This window comes from Bacillus sp. IT-79MI2, assembly GCF_949768135.1.
Lineage (GTDB): Bacteria > Bacillota > Bacilli > Bacillales > Bacillaceae_G > Bacillus_A > Bacillus_A pseudomycoides.
Genome location: NZ_CATKPV010000062.1, coordinates 47,396 through 66,278 on the forward strand (window position 1 = coordinate 47,396; position 18,883 = coordinate 66,278).

Annotated in this window: 16 protein-coding genes and 3 pseudogenes; 14 read left to right on the top strand and 5 right to left on the bottom strand. The window is 35.0% G+C overall.

From position 1 onward, the window contains the following. Positions 1-191 precede the first annotated feature (191 nt). The 3 genes from ACM6HU_RS13920 (at position 192) to ACM6HU_RS13930 (ending at position 2,900) form a co-directional block, all read left to right on the top strand. On the top strand, positions 192-1,637 hold the full coding sequence (locus ACM6HU_RS13920) for a DEAD/DEAH box helicase (RefSeq protein WP_016112799.1): 1,446 nt from the start codon (positions 192-194) through the stop codon (positions 1,635-1,637). Between the two features lie 107 nt (positions 1,638-1,744). Then, positions 1,745-2,296, top strand: a complete 552-nt coding sequence (locus ACM6HU_RS13925; RefSeq protein ID WP_003202459.1) for a sigma-70 family RNA polymerase sigma factor — start codon at positions 1,745-1,747, stop codon at positions 2,294-2,296. Further along, complete coding sequence (locus ACM6HU_RS13930) at positions 2,286-2,900, top strand: hypothetical protein (RefSeq protein ID WP_016132484.1); 615 nt, start codon at positions 2,286-2,288, stop codon at positions 2,898-2,900. The genes ACM6HU_RS13925 and ACM6HU_RS13930 overlap by 11 nt, the downstream gene beginning before the upstream one ends. Positions 2,901-2,964: 64 nt before the next feature. Here the strand turns inward: ACM6HU_RS13930 and ACM6HU_RS13935 are convergent, their stop codons facing one another. After that, positions 2,965-3,204 carry a hypothetical protein gene (locus ACM6HU_RS13935; protein WP_229161407.1) on the bottom strand — a complete coding sequence of 80 codons (240 nt, stop codon included), beginning with the start codon at positions 3,202-3,204 and terminating at the stop codon, positions 2,965-2,967. 379 nt (positions 3,205-3,583) lie between these two features. After that, complete coding sequence (locus ACM6HU_RS13940) at positions 3,584-4,144, bottom strand: DUF1836 domain-containing protein (RefSeq protein WP_088094021.1); 561 nt, start codon at positions 4,142-4,144, stop codon at positions 3,584-3,586. A gap of 154 nt (positions 4,145-4,298) precedes the next feature. Between ACM6HU_RS13940 and trhA the strand changes: the two genes are divergently transcribed. The 3 genes from trhA to ACM6HU_RS13955 all read left to right on the top strand — a co-directional run bounded on the left by trhA (position 4,299) and on the right by ACM6HU_RS13955 (position 7,249). Beyond that, complete coding sequence (trhA, locus tag ACM6HU_RS13945; protein WP_275856927.1) at positions 4,299-4,946, top strand: PAQR family membrane homeostasis protein TrhA; 648 nt, start codon at positions 4,299-4,301, stop codon at positions 4,944-4,946. A 709-nt stretch (positions 4,947-5,655) separates the two neighbouring features. Then, positions 5,656-6,246: an AmiS/UreI family transporter gene (locus ACM6HU_RS13950; protein ID WP_033670912.1), complete on the top strand. Its 591-nt coding sequence runs from the start codon at positions 5,656-5,658 to the stop codon at positions 6,244-6,246. Between the two features lie 133 nt (positions 6,247-6,379). Then, positions 6,380-7,249, top strand: a complete 870-nt coding sequence (locus ACM6HU_RS13955; protein ID WP_275856929.1) for an NAD-dependent epimerase/dehydratase family protein — start codon at positions 6,380-6,382, stop codon at positions 7,247-7,249. Here ACM6HU_RS13955 and ACM6HU_RS13960 read toward each other — a convergent pair. Further along, positions 7,243-7,764: pseudogene (locus tag ACM6HU_RS13960) on the bottom strand (superoxide dismutase); the annotation flags it as partial. The gene ACM6HU_RS13955 and the pseudogene ACM6HU_RS13960 sit on opposite strands and share 7 nt — an antisense overlap. Before the next feature lie 370 nt (positions 7,765-8,134). Here ACM6HU_RS13960 and ACM6HU_RS13965 point away from each other — a divergent pair. Next, positions 8,135-9,205: a nitric oxide synthase oxygenase gene (locus ACM6HU_RS13965; protein ID WP_016112793.1), complete on the top strand. Its 1,071-nt coding sequence runs from the start codon at positions 8,135-8,137 to the stop codon at positions 9,203-9,205. A gap of 51 nt (positions 9,206-9,256) precedes the next feature. On the opposite strand, the pseudogene ACM6HU_RS13970 reads toward ACM6HU_RS13965, so the two are convergent. Beyond that, positions 9,257-9,406, bottom strand: a pseudogene (locus tag ACM6HU_RS13970) (MFS transporter); the annotation flags it as partial. 80 nt (positions 9,407-9,486) lie between these two features. Between ACM6HU_RS13970 and ACM6HU_RS13975 the strand changes: the two are divergent. From ACM6HU_RS13975 to msrB, 7 genes and pseudogenes are all read left to right on the top strand, one after another. Beyond that, positions 9,487-11,259, top strand: coding sequence for a sensor histidine kinase (locus tag ACM6HU_RS13975; protein ID WP_275856933.1), 1,773 nt, complete (start codon positions 9,487-9,489; stop codon positions 11,257-11,259). Continuing rightward, positions 11,237-11,962: a LytR/AlgR family response regulator transcription factor gene (locus tag ACM6HU_RS13980; protein ID WP_088094019.1), complete on the top strand. Its 726-nt coding sequence runs from the start codon at positions 11,237-11,239 to the stop codon at positions 11,960-11,962. The genes ACM6HU_RS13975 and ACM6HU_RS13980 overlap by 23 nt, the downstream gene beginning before the upstream one ends. A 132-nt stretch (positions 11,963-12,094) precedes the next feature. After that, a complete protein-coding gene (lrgA, locus tag ACM6HU_RS13985) occupies positions 12,095-12,526 on the top strand; it encodes an antiholin-like murein hydrolase modulator LrgA (protein ID WP_016112789.1) in 432 nt (143 codons plus the stop codon). A 35-nt stretch (positions 12,527-12,561) separates the two neighbouring features. After that, positions 12,562-13,254, top strand: a complete 693-nt coding sequence (gene lrgB / locus ACM6HU_RS13990) for an antiholin-like protein LrgB (protein ID WP_097836405.1) — start codon at positions 12,562-12,564, stop codon at positions 13,252-13,254. 335 nt (positions 13,255-13,589) lie between these two features. After that, positions 13,590-14,624 carry an AI-2E family transporter gene (locus ACM6HU_RS13995; RefSeq protein WP_016112788.1) on the top strand — a complete coding sequence of 345 codons (1,035 nt, stop codon included), beginning with the start codon at positions 13,590-13,592 and terminating at the stop codon, positions 14,622-14,624. Between the two features lie 99 nt (positions 14,625-14,723). Further along, positions 14,724-15,191: pseudogene (gene msrA, locus ACM6HU_RS14000) on the top strand (peptide-methionine (S)-S-oxide reductase MsrA); the annotation flags it as partial. A 72-nt stretch (positions 15,192-15,263) separates the two neighbouring features. Further along, a complete protein-coding gene (msrB, locus tag ACM6HU_RS14005) occupies positions 15,264-15,689 on the top strand; it encodes a peptide-methionine (R)-S-oxide reductase MsrB (protein WP_375337735.1) in 426 nt (141 codons plus the stop codon). A 25-nt stretch (positions 15,690-15,714) separates the two neighbouring features. On the opposite strand, the gene ACM6HU_RS14010 is transcribed toward msrB, so the two are convergent. Beyond that, positions 15,715-18,843 carry an efflux RND transporter permease subunit gene (locus tag ACM6HU_RS14010; protein WP_016112786.1) on the bottom strand — a complete coding sequence of 1,043 codons (3,129 nt, stop codon included), beginning with the start codon at positions 18,841-18,843 and terminating at the stop codon, positions 15,715-15,717. Positions 18,844-18,883: the final 40 nt, after the last annotated feature.

Genomic DNA, 18,883 nt, shown 5'->3' on the forward strand with positions numbered 1-18,883 from the left:
AACAAATCAAAGTCCATACTGCCAAAGGTGATACAAAGTAAATGAAGCCGATTTTTAATTTAATGATGAACATAGATTTCGATTAGGGAAATAATTTTAGTATAATGAAGTATAGGCAATGACAAATATAATATTTAGGTTATGGTTAAATAATAAAAAAATTAAAATACATAACAAAATGAGGTTAGTATATGAGCAAAAAAAGCTTTAAAGAGTATGCATTAAGTAAGGAAATTGTAAGAGCACTTACTAGTTTAAAATATGAGCAGCCAACAGAAGTACAAGAAAAAGTAATTCCAGTTGCACTGGAAAAGAAAGACCTTGTCGTGAAATCACAAACAGGAAGCGGTAAGACAGCTTCTTTTGGGATTCCGCTTTGTGAAATGGTTGAGTGGGAAGAAAATAAGCCACAGGCGTTAATCCTTACACCGACAAGGGAACTTGCTGTGCAGGTAAAAGAGGATATTACGAATATAGGAAGATTTAAACGTATTAAAGCGACTGCGGTTTACGGTAAATCCCCATTTGCACGTCAAAAATTAGAGTTAAAGCAAAAAACACATATTGTGGTTGGAACCCCTGGGCGTGTGTTAGATCATATTGAAAAAGGTACTCTGTCCTTAGAGCGGTTGAAGTATTTAGTGATTGATGAGGCAGATGAAATGTTAAATATGGGCTTTATCGATCAAGTAGAAGCAATTATTGATGAATTACCTACAGATCGAATGACAATGCTATTTTCTGCGACGTTACCAGAAGACGTTGAAAATTTATCTCGTACATATATGAAGTCGCCAATTAACATTGAGATTAAAGCTACTGGGATTACGACAGATAAAATTGAACACGCCCTTTTAGAAGTGAGAGAAGAAGAGAAGTTTTCACTTCTTAAAGATATAACAACTGTTGAAAATCCAGATAGCTGTATTATTTTCTGTCGTACGCAAGAAAATGTGGATGATGTATTTAGACAGTTAAAACGTTCTGGCTATCCGTGTGATAAAATCCATGGCGGTATGGTACAAGAAGACCGTTTCGCAGTAATGAATGACTTTAGAAGAGGGGAATTTCGTTATTTAGTCGCGACGGATGTAGCGGCTAGAGGAATTGATATTGAAAATATTACCCATGTCATTAACTATGACATTCCATTAGAAAAAGAAAGTTATGTACACCGGACGGGAAGAACAGGGCGCGCTGGTAATAGCGGAAAAGCAATTACATTCGTAACGCCGTATGAAGAGAGATTCTTGGTAGAAATTGAAGAGTATATCGGTTTTGAAATTCAAAAAATAGAAGCTCCGTCAAAAGAGGAGCTTGCAAAGGGAAAGGCAGCCTTTGAAGATAAAATAAATGCGAAACCAATTATGAAAAAAGAGAAAAGTGCAGGATTAAATAAAGATATTATGAAGCTGTACTTTAACGGTGGGAAGAAAAAGAAGATTCGAGCGGTAGATTTCGTTGGTACAATTGCTAAAATCCCAGGTGTCACAGCGGATGATATAGGAATTATTACGATACAAGATAATGTTTCTTATGTTGATATATTAAACGGAAAAGGCCCGCTTGTTTTAAAAGTAATGAAAAACACAACGATAAAAGGTAAGCAGTTAAAGGTTCATGAGGCTATTAAGTAAAAGGAACTACCCACTCTAACAGGTGGGTATTTTTTTTATGAAAAATAAGGAAATTATGTAAGGATAAACTTGTTGTATTCGTATATATAAGTGAAGGGGGAGAAGATATGAATGATAGGGAATTAGTAGATGAAATAAAAAAACAAAATACGGAAGCATTGGATCAATTGATTCTTCAATATAGTAAATTGATTTATGGAGTGATCGGAAGTGTACTTGGAGAGAACCATGAAAGAGCAGAAATTGAAGAGTGCTATAACGATGTTCTTCTCATACTTTGGTATAAAATAGACAGTTTTCAAATAGAAAAGGGACAACTTAAAAACTGGATTATTTCTATTGCGAAGTTTAAGGCACTAGATTATAAAAGAAGGCTGAAGAGAAAAAGAATTGAACAAACAATAGAACAACTTATTTTACAAGATGATGAAGATGTAGAAAAAGGATTGCTCAAAGAAGAGGAAAAAGAGTTCGTTTTGAAAGCAATTCATCAGTTAGATGGTGTAGATCATAGTATCTTTTATCGAAGGTATATTGTGGATGAAAGCATAGAGGATATTTCAAGGAGACTACATATGAGTACAGGTTCAGTTTATACCAGATTATCAAGGGGAAAGGAGAAATTAAAAAGGATAATGGAGGGATATTATGAATTGTGAAAGCTATAATATAGATCAAATTGTTTTCGAGCAGTGGGATGAACAAGAAATATCCCGATTTGAAGCAATAGGGGAGCGCCTTGTTGGGAGCTTGGAGAAGAAGAAAAAAGATATCAGAAAACGAATTGCTGAAGAAAATTTTCAAGAGATAGAAGTAAAGGCAAATAATGAGTTAACAGAAAATGAATTTATTGAATTACAATTTCAAGCAAGGGCTACAGGTGGCTACTATTTGGGTGCAATTATGTGTTCAGCAGACTATGCCGTAATGCCATTAGCGCTTATGGATGTAGGAAATCGATTTGTTGTTTTTGGAACAAGACATAAAGTTATGATTTATGAAGTAAAGGAACTTTATCAAATTCAAAGAGCATACATTATAGATTATGATGATATTTTTAAATATTATTACAAAATAAAAAAGAACGATACGATATTATGTTTTAAAGCCAAGAAAGATAAGTATGGGCAGCTAAGAGAATGCTCAAACTGGATGTTATATGGGTATTTGCAAGGGAGAATTAACATGATTATTAATAGTTCAGATAGAGATATCATAGCTAAGTACCTTGATAGAGAGATTCATTCGAAAAGAGGTCATTAAAAAGGAAAAAGTACATTCTTTTGGTGTAAGATGTACTTTTTTGATCAATAGGGATATGAAAAAGTTATTTGGTATTTATTTTTGAATTTTCCATTCGCATATCATATGAAGCTGCCCGTCTTTTAATTTTGCTTGAAGTGAACCACCCATTTTCAGTTCGTTTTTTATCGACATTCGCTTGTACAATGTGTTCAATTAAATGATTGATTTCAAAAGCCAGTTCTTCGATATTCTTGTCTAAAAGTATGATATCTAATTTCTGATTTGTTTTTTGGCTATTGTAATTTTTGAGTGCATTTGTCATGCTTCGTACTTCTTTTTTTATAAAAAGTAAACGTGTGAGAAAAATTACTGCCAGTATGATGGATAGAGTTGTTATAAAGAACAATATTCTCACCCTTATATCTAAATACTCTGTATATTTTATATGATAGTTATGGAAGGGAATTTATTCAAGTAAGGGGAGTTAATTATTCATATATTATTTGAAAACAATAGGATGATAATAGAAAGAATAAGCATAGTAAACACATTAAGTGACTTAACTAAGGGAGATATGATCCGTAGAATAGCTCCTCGTAAACCGATACAAATTCATTTGGTGAAATTAATGAGGGGGTTAGAAAGCGATGAAAAAACAAAAATAAGTAAAAGCCACCTAGAAGAGGTGGCTTTATTCATGGTTAAGATTCTTTCAAATCGTCAACTAATTTTTCTGCTAAACGTCTATACATATTGCTCATTGTTACAAATGAAGTTAGCAATAAGAGTTTTTCTAATTCTTTATCCTCAAATGAAGCAGCAGCTTTTACCTCAGTCACCCGATTATCTACATCCCTTTTAAAGTTCTCAACATTTGTTTCTGTAAGTTCAAGATAATCTTTGTAGAAGGTGTCCAGTTCGAAAGTATCCTCGTTTATGAGTCTTTCATTGAGAGTTGCTAAAGAACTTTTAATATCATTAATCGAGAGGGCACCCTTTAATTGATAAATTAAACTAATTAAAATCATATGCTCTTTTGAGTATTTTTTATTTTTTATGGGGATGAATAATTTTCCTTTTGCGTAGTTATTAATCATTGTTTTTGTAAGTACTTTTTCATCTTCTGTTCTTGTTGTATCACCGTAGTTATTTTCAAATAGTTGAACAACTTGATCTACGTATAAATCTACAGTAGGGATATCTTCAAGTTTAATATTTTTTTCTAAATGTAATGTTTCGAGTAAGTTCTTTATGTTTTCCATATAAACCCTCACCTTTGTAGGAATAATGTACACTATATCTTTAAATATGGTATTACGAAACAAATAAATTGTAAATGTTGACCCTTAGACGAATTGTGTATATAATTACATGTAGTTATTGAAACTACATGTAATTATATAAGGGGTTGTTAATGTGAATGCTTATGTGAGAGAACCAGTTAATGCGTTTACCCATCTAGGAGGCGCCGTGTTATCATTCGTTGCACTTTTAGCTATGCTTGTGAAGGTTTCTGTAAAAATGCCATCCGTTTCTACAATTTCAGCGGTGATTCTATTTGGAGTAGGGATGATGATTCTTTATGCAGCTTCGTCGGTGTATCACAGCATTGTAGCAAGTGAACGGGTTATTTATTTCTTTAGGAAGCTTGATCATTCGATGATTTTCCTCTTAATTGCAGGTACATATGCACCTTTTTGCTTAATTACATTACAGGCTGCAAATGGTTTACTATTGTTTGTGCTAGTTTATGCTACAGCTATATGTGGTATTGTTTTTAAAATGTTTTGGTTTAACTGTCCGAGATGGTTATCAACAGCAATCTACCTTATGATGGGATGGTTAATTGTTTTATTTTTTGCACCGCTATCAGAAAATCTAAGCATAGAGGGTATTTTGTTTTTAGTACTTGGTGGTGTTTTTTATACGATTGGTGGATTTATTTACGGAGCAAAACCGAAATGGCTGGAATTTAAATATATAGGGCATCATGAAATTTTTCATATTTTTGTGTTATTGGGAAGCCTTGCCCATTTTTTATGTGTATATTGTTATGTGATTTAATAAGTTTTATGTAAGGGTTACATATCACGAGGTATGTGGCCTTTTTAATGGGAATAATTTAAAGTGAAAATTTAATCTCACTATATTATAGATAGGAAGAGTGAGGGGGACGGCAAAATTAGAATCAACCTAAGATTGGGCGATTCTAATTTTGCTCAATTACGTGCATATTCATTAAAGGATTTGATTAGGAATATATCCTTGATGAACTCGAACGACTTGTTTAGGCATATAATCTCACCTTTCATAAAACATAAATTTTAATTTGCGATATTTTATGATAGAAGTGCTAGTTTGGTATATGGCAAATGCTTGATTCTACTTGTTTCTAAAAGAAATGGGCAGGGAACAATATAGATTTCGAATTTTATTCCAGAATTTTCGGCGTTTATTTTTAGATATAATGCTGTTATGATAATGTTATCGTTTTCAGATTGTGTTATATGAGATTGACTTTATCTACTGTTGGAAAGAAATATACTATTTTGAAAGCGCTTTAATGATATAGTACAGTGATTGCATTCTTTGGATTTCTTTTTGTTTTGAGGTAGGAAGTCTGACTTATTTTGAATAAAAAGTGCTAGTACGCATGAAATGATAGTTGTTTCTTGTGTATGCAATTTGAAATGGGTAGGACAATATCACTAGTATGATTTTATGTTACGAGGAGGTTAAGGTGTGAAAAAATATGATTTTCACACGAACATATATGGGTTACGTTGGGTTATTGCTTTCAGGCGCAGCTTTGTTTTTAAATAGTCTTGTCATATTAGGAAAAGCAGAGGAAAAAAGTGCAGGTGTTTTTAATTTATTTGTAGGGATGCTGCAAATTGTCATTCCGTTTTACCTCATTATGATTTCTGATCAAAGTAATTGGACTGTATATTCATATGCAGCTACTTTTTTATTTGGTTTAACGTATTTGTATGTAGGTATCACCTTTATTACGGGAATGAGTGGAAATGGGCTAGGGTGGTTTTGCCTCTGGGTGGCTCTTGTTGCACTATTTTATATGGTTGTATCGTTCGTTCAATTTCAAGATATCGTTAATGCACTGACTTGGTTTATGTGGGCGCTTCTTTGGTATTTATTCTTTGTGTTAAATGTACAAAAAAAGAATATAAACCAATACCTTGGTAGGGTAGCGTTTGTACAATCATGGGTAACGCTCACGTTGCCATCGCTTCTTTATTTTATGGGGATATGGGGAACACCAGTAGTTTATCAGGCATGGATTTATGTATCGGTAGTTTCTATTTTATATTTCTGTTATTGCATTTTTAAATATCGAGTACGTTAATAGTAGTAAGATGAGGGAAAGAGAATCTGGCTGGATTCTCTTTTTTTATGTGGAAATAAATTCAAGTATAATGAAGTAACAAATACTTATTCAGTCACCATAGAACATTAAAATAACTAAGGGAATGATACATATGACGAAAATATTAGTGTTAGGCGGAACAAGATTTTTCGGAAAACGATTAGTTGAAAGCCTTCTGCAAGCTGGGCACGATGTAACAATTGCAACGCGGGGACTTAAGACAGACTCGTTTGGTAGTGCTGTTAAAAGAGTCGTTGTAGATCGAGAAGATGAAGAGATGCTAAAGGAAATATTAGCAGGTGCAAGTTATGACGTTGTGTATGATAATCTATGCTATAGTCCGAATGCAGCGAAGGTTATATGCAAAGTACTTCATAGTAAAGTGAAGAAATATATTGTTACATCCTCAATGGCTGTATATGAGTCAGCACTATCTTTAAAAGAAGATGATTTCAATCCGTATCAGTACCCGATTGTTTATGGAGATAGGCAAGATTTTTCTTATAGTGAGGGAAAAAGATTAGCAGAGGCCGTTTTGTTTAAACATGCAACATTTCCTGTAATTGCAGTGCGCTTCCCAGTTGTTATTGGTGAAAATGATTATACAAAGCGATTGCAGTTTTATGTTGAAAATATCGTGAAGAGAAAGCCTTTTGTAGTAGAAGATATAGAAGGAAAAATGTCTTTTATCCATGAAAAAGAAGCAGGTGGTTTTCTAGCATATCTTAGTACGATGAATATAGATGGTCCAATTAATGCATGTAGTAATGGTGTGATTTCTATGCGGGAAGTTATTCACTTTGTAGAAAAAAATACAGGCATAAAAGCTTGTATTGAAGCAAAAGGTGAGAACATGGCCCCGTATAATGGGATGGCAAATTGTACGATAAATAATACGAAAGCAAAAGAATTAGGATTTCAGTTTAGAAATTTAGAGACGGATGTGAACAATATATTGAAATGCTATATTGAAGTAATGTAATGATTATTCATAAATCCCCCGGTGGCAATCCGGGGGATTTTTCCTTCTTGCAAGGGTGTATCTTGATTTGGTGTACTCATGACAGAGAGTTGCTTTACATCATCAAGTACAAGCCAGTCATATCCACTTCCGAAACGACTAATTGCCGCTTTGGAAAGCTGGTCTTTTAAGTTGTCAAAGGTATTGAAATAATAATCAATTACTTTTGCAATGTCTCCATTAGGTTAGCCACCACCTTTCGGACTCATCACTTCCGAAAAAAGGCTATGGCAGTAATGTCCACCACCGTTATTTCTTACAGCGGTAACAATGTCTGATGGAAGTGTGTTTAAATTACATAATAATTCTTCTAAAGGTTTATTCTGCAATTCTTTATGATCTTCTAAAGCTGAATTTAAATTCTTTACATATGTCGCATGATGTTGTCCGTGATGAAGTGCCAAAGTATCACCATCAATATATGGTTCTAACTCATCATAGTCATATGAAAGCGCGGGCAAATGAAATAAAGACATATAATTAACCTGCTTCCCCCTGAAGTTGCACGCGGTAAAAAAATTCACCTGAACCAAAAGTACACCTGTTTTTTTTATAAGTCGACAATAAAAAAATAATTCTATTAATTTTCTGGAAATATAAGTTGTAATGAAGAAGAAAGGGTGACCAGCACTTGTTTTCTCTCTCTGTTTTCACTTGGCATGGGACAGGAAGAGGATTTGACCGCTTCTATGCATGGCTGGATGCTCTATTCCGTCTAAAAAGAAGGGATTTATGTTGGTTTTTCAATTTGCATTTATATAGCCATTTTATTTGATTTGTTACTACACTCTTTTTTGCTTATACTGTAAAGTAATAGTGTCTTGTTGAAGTAGAAGGAGATTGTTTATGGATAAAATGAAAGAATTAATAGATGAAGCAAGGAAGTTTATTACAACTTGTTATCAAGAGCTTGCTAGAGAGCAGCAAATAGAAGAGCGTCTCAGCCAAATTGTGTCGGAAATAGAGCGGACAGGAACATATGAACACACCTTTGAGGAACTTGTTCATGGTGCACGTATGGCCTGGAGAAATAGTAACCGATGTATTGGAAGATTATTTTGGAATAAAATGCATATATTAGATGCTCGTGAAGTGAATGATGAGGAAGGGGTATATAATGCACTTATTCATCATATTCGATATGCAACGAATAACGGGAAAATTAAACCGACAATTACAATTTTTAAGCAGTATAACGGTGAACAAAATAACATTCGAATTTATAACCATCAGTTGATTCGTTATGCGGGATTTGAAACAGAAATGGGAGTGATAGGTGATTCTCATTCGATTCCATTTACAGCGTTTTGTCAGAAACTTGGCTGGAATGGAGAAGGTACGAATTTTGATGTATTGCCACTCGTATTTTCTGTTGATGGACGAGAACCTGTATATAGGGAAATTCCGAAAGAAGAGGTAAAAGAGGTTGAGATTGAGCACCCAGAATATCCATTTGTATCCTTAGGTGCAAAATGGTATGGGGTACCAATGATTTCAGATATGCGTCTAGAGATTGGTGGCATTTCTTATACAGCTGCTCCTTTTAATGGTTGGTATATGGAAACAGAAATTGGGGCTCGTAATTTGGCAGATCATGATCGTTATAATTTACTTCCAGCTGTTGCAGAAATAATGAATTTGGATACTTTGAGAAACAGTACATTATGGAAAGATAAGGCGTTAGTTGAATTAAATGTAGCTGTTTTGCATTCTTTCAAAAAGCAAGGAGTAAGTATTGTAGATCATCACACAGCAGCACAGCAGTTTGGACAATTTGAAAAGCAAGAGGCGGCTTGTGGCCGTGTCGTGACGGGAAATTGGGTATGGCTCATTCCACCATTATCGCCAGCTACTACCCACATCTATCATAAACCTTATCCGAATAATATTCTGACTCCAAATTTCTTTCATAAATAAAAACAAAAGCATTGAAATGTAGAATTTCAATGCTTTTTGATTAACTTTAATCTAGCACTTTTCCTTTCGTTTCGTTTCCGGTACACACACTAGCATTGTAATTAATCCAATTGGATAGATAATGAAAATAAGTGATAGAGCTCCGAATAAATTACCACCTGTAGCAAGTAAACCGATAATAACAGGGCCAACTCCTGCGAGATACATATCATTCTTCTTGACGATACCTTCACTATTTTCCGATAATAAAACTAACTAAACAAATAAAGGATGAATCACAGATGCTAGATTTAGTGCTTATGATGATTGAACGAGTTGGGTTAATTGTCATATTAGGTTTTTTACTTTCGCATATTAAAACATTTAGGCGCCTTCTTCATAAACAAGATGGATATACAGATAAGCTCATGCTTATTTGTATTTTTTCGTTATTTACAATTATAAGCAATTACACAGGAATTGAAATTGCAGGGAATACAATTATGAACGAAAATTGGCTGCAAGGGGTCTCCTCATCGAGTACGATTGCCAATACACGTATTATGGGAGTTGGAATTAGTGGTTTACTAGGTGGACCGATTGTCGGGATTGGCGTTGGATTTATTGCTGGTATTCATCGTTATATGCTTGGGGGAACAACAGCCCTTAGTTGTGCGATTTCATCTATTTTAGCAGGAATTATTACCGGTTATATTGGCCGTATTTTTCAAAAGCATAACCGTGTGATTACACCTAAATTCTCAGCTGTTTTAAGTGTTTTTATTGTATCTTTGGAAATGGTTATGATCTTATTTATTGTAAAAGATGGATTTCACGTTGTAAAAAAAATCGCAATACCGATGATTCTTGTGAATAGCTTCGGTAGTTTTATTTTACTTTCTATGGTACAAGCTATTTTGCGCCAAGAAGAAAATGCAAAGGCTTTGCAAACTCATAAAGTACTTCGGATTGCTGATAAGACATTACCTTATTTTCGCCAGGGATTAACGGAGGAATCTTGTAAACATGTGGCACAAATTATCCATCGTTTTACAGGGACAGATGCGGTATCTTTAACAGATACAGAAAAAATATTGGCGCATGTTGGATTAGCATCTGATCACCATATCCCTTCTCATAGTTTAATTACAGGATTATCAAAAGAAGTATTAAAAACAGGGAAAATAATGAAAGCGAAATCACGAGAGATTATTAATTGTCAACATGAAGAATGTCCTTTGCAGGCAGCAATCGTTATTCCGTTAACTTCGCATGGCAATACAATCGGAACATTAAAGCTTTATTTTAAAAATCCGAACCAATTAAGCCGTGTGGAAGAAGAATTAGCAGAAGGGTTAGCGAAGATTTTCTCAACACAGCTTGAGTTAGGAGAGGCAGAATTACAAAGTAAACTACTTCAAGATGCAGAGATAAAAGCATTACAAGCACAAATTAATCCGCACTTTTTATTCAATGCGATTAATACAGTATCAGCTTTATGCCGTACAGATGTAGAAAAGGCAAGAAAGCTCTTATTGCAACTTAGCGTGTATTTTCGTTGTAATTTACAGGGAGCACGCCAGTTACTTATTCCATTAGAGCAAGAGCTGAATCATGTACATGCATATTTATCATTAGAACAAGCAAGGTTCCCAAATAAATATGAGGTGAAAACATATATTGAAGAAGGATTACAAACAATTTTACTCCCACCATTTGTACTGCAATTGTTAGTGGAAAATGCACTTCGTCATGCCTTTCCGAAAAAACAACCAATTTGTCAGGTAGAAATTTATGCACACGCGCAGGGAGATATGGTTCATTTTAAAGTGAAAGATAATGGTCAGGGAATTGAACAAGGGCGCTTAGAGCAATTAGGAAAGGCAGTCGTTCCATCGAAAAAAGGAACAGGAACGGCGCTATATAATATTAATCAACGGTTAATAGGACTGTTTGGGAAAGATACAACACTTCATATCGAGAGTGAATTAGAAAAAGGGACAGAAATTTTATTTACAATTCCGATTCAAAACATAGGGGAGGAAGAAAGCGGTGTTAAAGGTATTAGTAGTTGACGATGAGATGTTAGCACGGGATGAATTGAAATATTTATTGCAGCGTACGAAAGAAGTGGATGTAATTGAAGAAGCTGATTGCGTGGAAGATGCATTAGAAAAGCTAATGGGGAATAAGCCGGATCTTGTCTTTTTAGATATTCAGCTTTCAGATGATAATGGATTTGAGATTGCGAATATATTAAAGAAAATGAAGAACCCACCGTCCATTGTTTTTGCAACAGCTTACGATCAATATGCGCTGCAAGCATTTGAGGTGGATGCATTAGATTATATTTTAAAGCCGTTTGATGAAGAGCGAATTGCACAGACACTGAAAAAATATAAGAAGCGAAAGCAAACTGAAACAGAGAAAAACCAAGATGTAGCTACGGAGATGTATAAGCTTGCATTGCCAATAGAAGAATCCATTGTGCTCGTGAATATTGAAGATATTGTTTATGTGGGACTTGTGGACGGGAAAGTAACTGTAAAGACGATTCGGGAAACATACGTAACCCATGATACGCTTGTTATTTTAGAAAAGAAGCTGCCGCAAACGAGCTTTATGCGCGTTCACCGTAGTTTTATTGCGAATATCAACCATATTTCGGAAATACAGCCCTGGTTTAACTCTACTTATAATTTAATTATGAAAGAGGGATCTAAGGTACCTGTAAGTCGTACATATGCAAAGGAACTTAAAAAGCTGCTTCGTATTTAAGAAGCAGCTTTTGCATTTCATCCCGTTATTTTTGTAACTGATTCCGTATATTTGACGTTCTGATATGTAAACGCTTACTTAAACATTTACATCATATACAATGAAGGTACCAAATCGAAAGAGGTGGCCAAAATGAGTACAAAAAAAGTATACAGTTTCTTATCACAAGCATTTGTTTTTTCAGCTATCATGTTGGTTTCTCATATTATTGCAACGCACTTACCAATTCCAATGCCTTCATCAGTAATCGGATTAGTCATTTTGTTTAGTCTATTATGTTTAAAGGTTATTAAGTTGGAGCAGGTTGAATCACTTGGAACGGCGTTAACAGGTATTATTGGATTTCTTTTCGTACCATCTGGTATTTCCGTTATTAACTCTCTTGGGGTAATGGGGCAATACTTTGTACAGATCATAACTGTAATTGTTGTCGCAACAATTATTTTACTAGCAGTAACAGGGTTATTTGCACAATTTATTCTAGGTAAAGATGAAAAAGAAACAACTGATACAAAACAATTAGATGTTGTAAATAAAGGACGCAAACACGGAAAAGTTGCGTAATATATCAGACCATATATGGTTAGGAGGTAATGAACATGGCAAGCACAATGACTCCATACTTCGGAATCGTCGTTTCATTAATCGCATACGGGATCGGAACATTCTTATTTAAACATTCAAAAGGGTTCTTCTTATTTACACCACTGTTTGTAGCAATGGTACTTGGTATTGTCTTTTTAAAGGTTGGAAATTTTACATTTGAAGAATATAATACTGGCGGTAAAATGATTAGTTTCTTCTTAGAGCCAGCAACAATTGCCTTTGCAATTCCATTATACAAACAAGTTGATAAGCTAAAAAAATATTGGTGGCAAATTTTATCCGCTATCGTTGTTGGATCTGTTTGTTCGGTGATTGTCGTGTTCATTGTCGCAAAAGCAATTGGTTTAGATACATCTGTAATGAACTCTATGCTACCACAGGCAGCAACAACAGCAATTGCACTACCAATATCTGGAAGTATCGGTGGTATTCCAGCAATTACATCTTTTGCAGTTATCTTTAACGCAGTTATTGTATACGCACTTGGTGCTTTATTCTTAAAAACATTTAAAGTGAAAAATCCAATTGCGAAAGGATTAGCGCTAGGAACTGCGGGACATGCACTTGGCGTTGCGGTTGGGATTGAAATGGGTGAAGTAGAAGCAGCGATGGCAAGTATTGCAGTAACGGTCGTTGGGGTTGTAACAGTAGTTGTTATTCCAATGTTTATGCCATTTATCGGCTAACAGAATATGTTTTGTGAAAAATATAAAAGCAAGCTATTCGTAGGACAGATTTCTACTGATAGCTTGCTTTTTGTGTTACAGTAGTGGTAAGACCTATTTTATATAAAAATAAATGAGATTTTCCTTAAATCTTCATTAATACTTTGGATAATACGTTCTGAAAAGGACTATTGTATTGTAAAATAGAAAGTAGCTAATGTATCTTGATCTTAAATCTAGCGAAAGCAAAGAAGATAGGTAGGAGAGTCCATAAGCACTCGATTTGTGGGAGAGATAAAGAAAATCCCACTTATTAAAGTCTCACTTTATAGGACAGGAGAGATCACTCGTCGATTATGCAAATGAAAAGCCTGTTTCAAAGCAAAGGATTCCAAAGATTACTCGTACTGCTCTTGTTGGCTCTTATATTATATGGGCTACAAAGTATGTTTAATTTAATTTTAATTACGTTCATTCTTACGTATTTAATGGATCGATTCCAAAAGTTTATTTCTCGAAAACTCGATCATTTTATGCCGATTAATCGAAAAATTATTATAGCGTTATTATATGTGACGTTAGTTGGTGGAATCACTGTTACGTTAGTTAAGTATCTGCCAGTACTAACGGTGCAAATCTCACAATTAATCTACCAGTTTAATGTATTCTTTAAAAATCCACCAGATAATGAAATTATAAAGGCAGCAATTAATGCCATTAACCATATGGAGCTTTCCAAATATATTGGTCAAGGTGTGGACATTCTTTATAAATCCATCGCCAATGTTGGGAAATTTGGGCTGCAATTTTTCCTTTCTCTTATTTTAAGTTTATTCTTCTTGCTTGAGAAGGCACGTATTGTCGCTTTTACCGCGAAATTTAAAGAGAGCAGACTTGCCATTTTTTATAATGAAATTGAATATTTCGGAAAGAAATTCGCACGTTCTTTCGGAAAAGTAATTGAAGCGCAGTTTTTAATTGCTATTGTTAATTGCGTTTTATCTGTTATTGCGCTATGGATTTTAGGATTTCCACAATTGCTTGGTTTAGCGTTAATGATCTTTTTACTCGGCTTAATTCCAGTAGCTGGTGTAATTATTTCGCTAATTCCACTCTGCATGATTGCTTATAATATTGGTGGCATTACATATGTTGTCTATATTATAATTATTGTTACTTTCATTCATGCACTTGAAAGTTATGTGTTAAATCCAAAATTCATGTCACAAAAAACGAATTTACCGATTTTTTATACATTTATGGTATTAACTTTCTCTGAACACTTTTTAGGTGTGTGGGGGCTTATTATTGGTATACCAATTTTTGTGTTCCTATTAGATGTGTTAGATGTGACGAGCGATGAGATAGAAAAAGATTCTGCTGAAAAATAGAGTAAAAGAAAAAGCATCGGACGCCGGTGCTTTTTCTTTTATAACTTCTAACTTCTTATGCCATACTGTAAGAAGAATTAAATAATTGGGGTGAAATAAATGACTATAAATGAAAAGGTAGAAATTGCAACGTTTGCAGGAGGGTGTTTCTGGTGTATGGTTTCACCATTTGAAGAGATGGAAGGTATTATACAGGTTGTTTCAGGTTATACGGGTGGGTATAAAGAGAACCCGACTTATAAAGAAGTTTGTTCTGAAACAACAGGGCATTATGAAGCGGTACAAATTACATTCGATGCAAATAAAATGCCATATGAAAAATTATTAGACATTTATTGGAGGCAAATTGATCCAACAGATATTGGAGGTCAATTTCATGATCGTGGACAATCTTATGGAACTGTAATTTTTTATCATAGTGAAGAACAACTTGAACAAGCAGAAGCTTCAAAAATGGCACTTGCTGAGAGCAGTCGGTTTTCGAAACCAATTGCTACAAAAATACTCCCTGCTACTACATTTTATCCAGCTGAAGAGTATCATCAAGGATATCATAAGAAAAATGCATTTCGCTATGAATTATATCGCCAAGGATCAGGACGCGATGCGTTTATTAAAAAGCATTGGCCGAAAGATAATGTGCATTTAAAAGAGCGATTAACAGATATGCAATTTTATGTAACACAAGAGAATGGTACAGAGCCCCCGTTCCAAAACGAATATTGGAATCATAAAGAGGAAGGAATTTACGTAGACATTGTTTCTGGTGAACCACTATTTACTTCTTTAGATAAATTCGATAGTGGATGCGGTTGGCCGAGTTTTACAAAACCAGTGATGTCCGCTAGTGTAAAAGAGAAAATGGACGTTAGTCACAATATGACGCGTACGGAAGTAAGAAGTAAAGAAGGCGATTCTCACCTTGGGCATGTGTTCCCAGATGGGCCAGGTCCGAATGGTCTTCGTTACTGCATTAATTCAGCAGCGCTTCGGTTTATTCCGAAAGAGGAATTGGAGAAAGAAGGCTATGGAGATTTTTTAATCTTGTTCGGAAATAAAAAATAACCTCGCATATTGCGAGGTTATTTCTTTATTCTACAGTTTTCTTTTTCTTTTTAAACTTACTGAGTACCTCATAAACAATTGGAACGATAAGAAGTGTTAGTAATGTTGAACTTGTTAACCCACCAATTACCGTTACTCCAAGACCTTTAGAAATTAATCCACTTCCTTCGAATCCTAGTGCAAGCGGGATAAGGGCACCAATTGTTGCGATTGCAGTCATTAGAATTGGGCGTAAGCGTGTTGCGCCAGCTTCTAACAATGCTTCGCGTGTTGATAGCCCCTCGCGCTCCTTATGAATAACACGGTCGATGAGAACAATTGCATTTGTTACAACGATACCGATTAACATAAGGGCACCAATCATTGCCGATACGCTTAACGTTTCACCAGAAATCAATAAGGCAACAAGGGCACCGATGATTGTAAATGGTAGCGAGAATAAGATTGCGAGTGGTGCAAGTGCACCGCCGAATGTAACGACAAGAACGAAGTATACAATGGCAATCGCAGCTAACATTGCTAGGCCAAGTTGTTTAAATGATTCTTGAATATCTTTTGTAACACCACCTATAGAAACATCTACACCAGAAGGAAGATCCATTTTATCTACTTCTTTCTGGACAGCAGCAGATGCTTTAGAAACATCATCAGATGTTAATTTTGCACTTACTTCTGCATAAACGCGACCATCACGATGTGTTACTGTATTGGAAGTTTCACCTTCTTTTACAGTCATAACATCTTTAACAGCAACCTCGTTGCCAAGTGGTGTTGTAATTTTACGATTTGTTAAATCATTAATTGTTTGATAATCATGTTTTTCTGCTTCTACATATACGTTAACATCTTTACCGTCTTTTTTGATTGTAGTAAGAACAGGGCGATCATGTTGATTAGAAAGTCCCATTCCAATTTGGGCAGCGGTTAGCCCCATCTTACTTAATTTTTCTTGATCAGCGACTAATGTGTATTCTGCGTATGTTTTTGCAATACTAGAGTCAACATCTTTTAAATCTTTATTCTTTTTCATGATGTCCTGAATATCTTTAACAACAGGTTTGATGTCTTCTGAGCTATCTCCGTATACGTACAGCTTGATTTCATTGCTACCGCCACTTGCTCCGAAGTCTTGGCTTTTCCATTCACCTTTTCCTGTCATCTTTTGTAAGTCTTTAATAACTTGTTCTTTCTCTTTGTCGAAGTTCTTTGTGTCATTATCATACTGAACGAAGAACATAGCTTGATTTGTTTTACCTGGACTCATTGGGTTTTCTCCACCTAATGAGAACTGAATTGTTTTTACATCTTTTTTATCTTGGAAGTGTTTTTCAGCTTTTGTTGTAATTTTTTCAACATCTTCTAAAGTTTGCCCTGGTGCAGGGTTATACGTTGCAATAATCATTTTCTCTTCTTCAGATGGTAAGAAACTGACACCGATAATTGGTACAAGTGCAAGGCTACCTACTAATAAAAGAACAGCAAGGCTAGATGTAATGATTTTATGGTTTAATGCCCATCCAAGCAGGCGTCTATAGCCATTTGCTAATTTACTTGGTTTTTCTTCATGATGTACTTGTTTTTCTCTTGTACTTTCCTTTTTAAATAAAGAGTGTGCTAACATTGGTACAATTGTAACTGCTACAAGTAATGAAGCTAACAAGGCAAAGACAATTGTTAAAGCGAACGGTAAGAACATTTCACCAATCATACCTTTTACAAGTCCAAGAGGTAAAAAGACTGCAATTGTTACAATTGTTGAAGACATAATCGGAACAAACATCTCTTTTGTCGCTTCACGAACTAAGTCTCTACCTTTTAATTTTTCGTCTGATAGGGACATGCGTCGGTAAATATTTTCAATAACAACGATCGAATCATCGACAACGCGCCCAATTGCAACGGTCATCGCTCCAAGCGTCATCATATTAAGTGTAATATCCAGCTGTTTTAATACTAAAACAGCAATTAATAAAGAAAGTGGTATAGAGACAACAGAAATCAATGTTGTTCGAATGTTTCGTAAGAACAACATAATAATAACAATAGCAAAGATGGCACCAAATATTGCTTTGCTAAGCATAGTATCAACTGATTTCTCAATCGGTGCACCTTGGTCAAATGTTGAGATGATTTCTAAGTCTTTATATTTTTTCTCAAAGTCCTTCACTTTGTCTTTGACCGCATTTACGACATCAACTGTATTTGCATCAGCAGCTTTGATGATTTGAATGCCGATTGCTTCTTTTCCATTTGTACGCGAAATAGATTCGGCTTTTCCTACTTCTTTAATATCGGCGATTTCATCTAATGTAACAGTTGGGATTCCGCCAACTAAAGCTGGATTCATCTGAGGTGCTTGGGCTTGGGAACCTGCTCCTGTTCCAGCGTTACCTTGGCCACTTGCTGCTGAAGGGACAGCAGGAATTTTCATTTCTTTTAAAGCTTTGAGTGTTGTAATATTACCATCTACAACAACTGATTTCTCCGTATCTTTAAATGTATATAGGCCAAGTGGTAAGGATACGTCAGAACCTTTAATCATATTTTTAACAGTATCTTCACTTAAACCTAATTCTTTCATCTTATCTTTTTTGAAGACAAGTTGTACTTCATCTACTTGTTGTCCAGCAATTTGAACAGATGCAACACCATCAAGCCCTTTTAATCCTGGAACGATATTTTTTTCAACTTTTTCAGTTAAGGCAGCTAAAGATTCATCTTTACTTGCTACGTTTAATGAAATAACAGGGAAGGCATTAAAGTTTACTCGAGAAACTTTTGGGTCTTTCACGCCTTCTGGTAATTTTACATTTGCAAGTGCTTCTTTAATTTCAGTTTCAGCTTTTTCCATATTCTTATCAAAGTCATACTCTACTTGAATAGACGAAGCATTTTGATAAGAGGAAGAACTGACAACGTTCACGCCATTTAAATTCTGCAGCTGTTCTTCCATCGGTTTCGATACCTTATCAGCTACTTCTGCTGGTGTAGCACCAGGATAAACCGTTGTTACCGTTACAACAGGGGTTGTAATGTCAGGAATTGTCTCTAGTTTCATATTAAGACCAGAGTAAATTCCTGCAATGGTAACAATAATGGCTAGTAGCCAAACTGCGAACTTATTTTTTAACGAGAAGTTAATGATTTTGTTCATGTTTGCGCTCCCTTTTTAACGTGTATTGACCAAGCGGTCA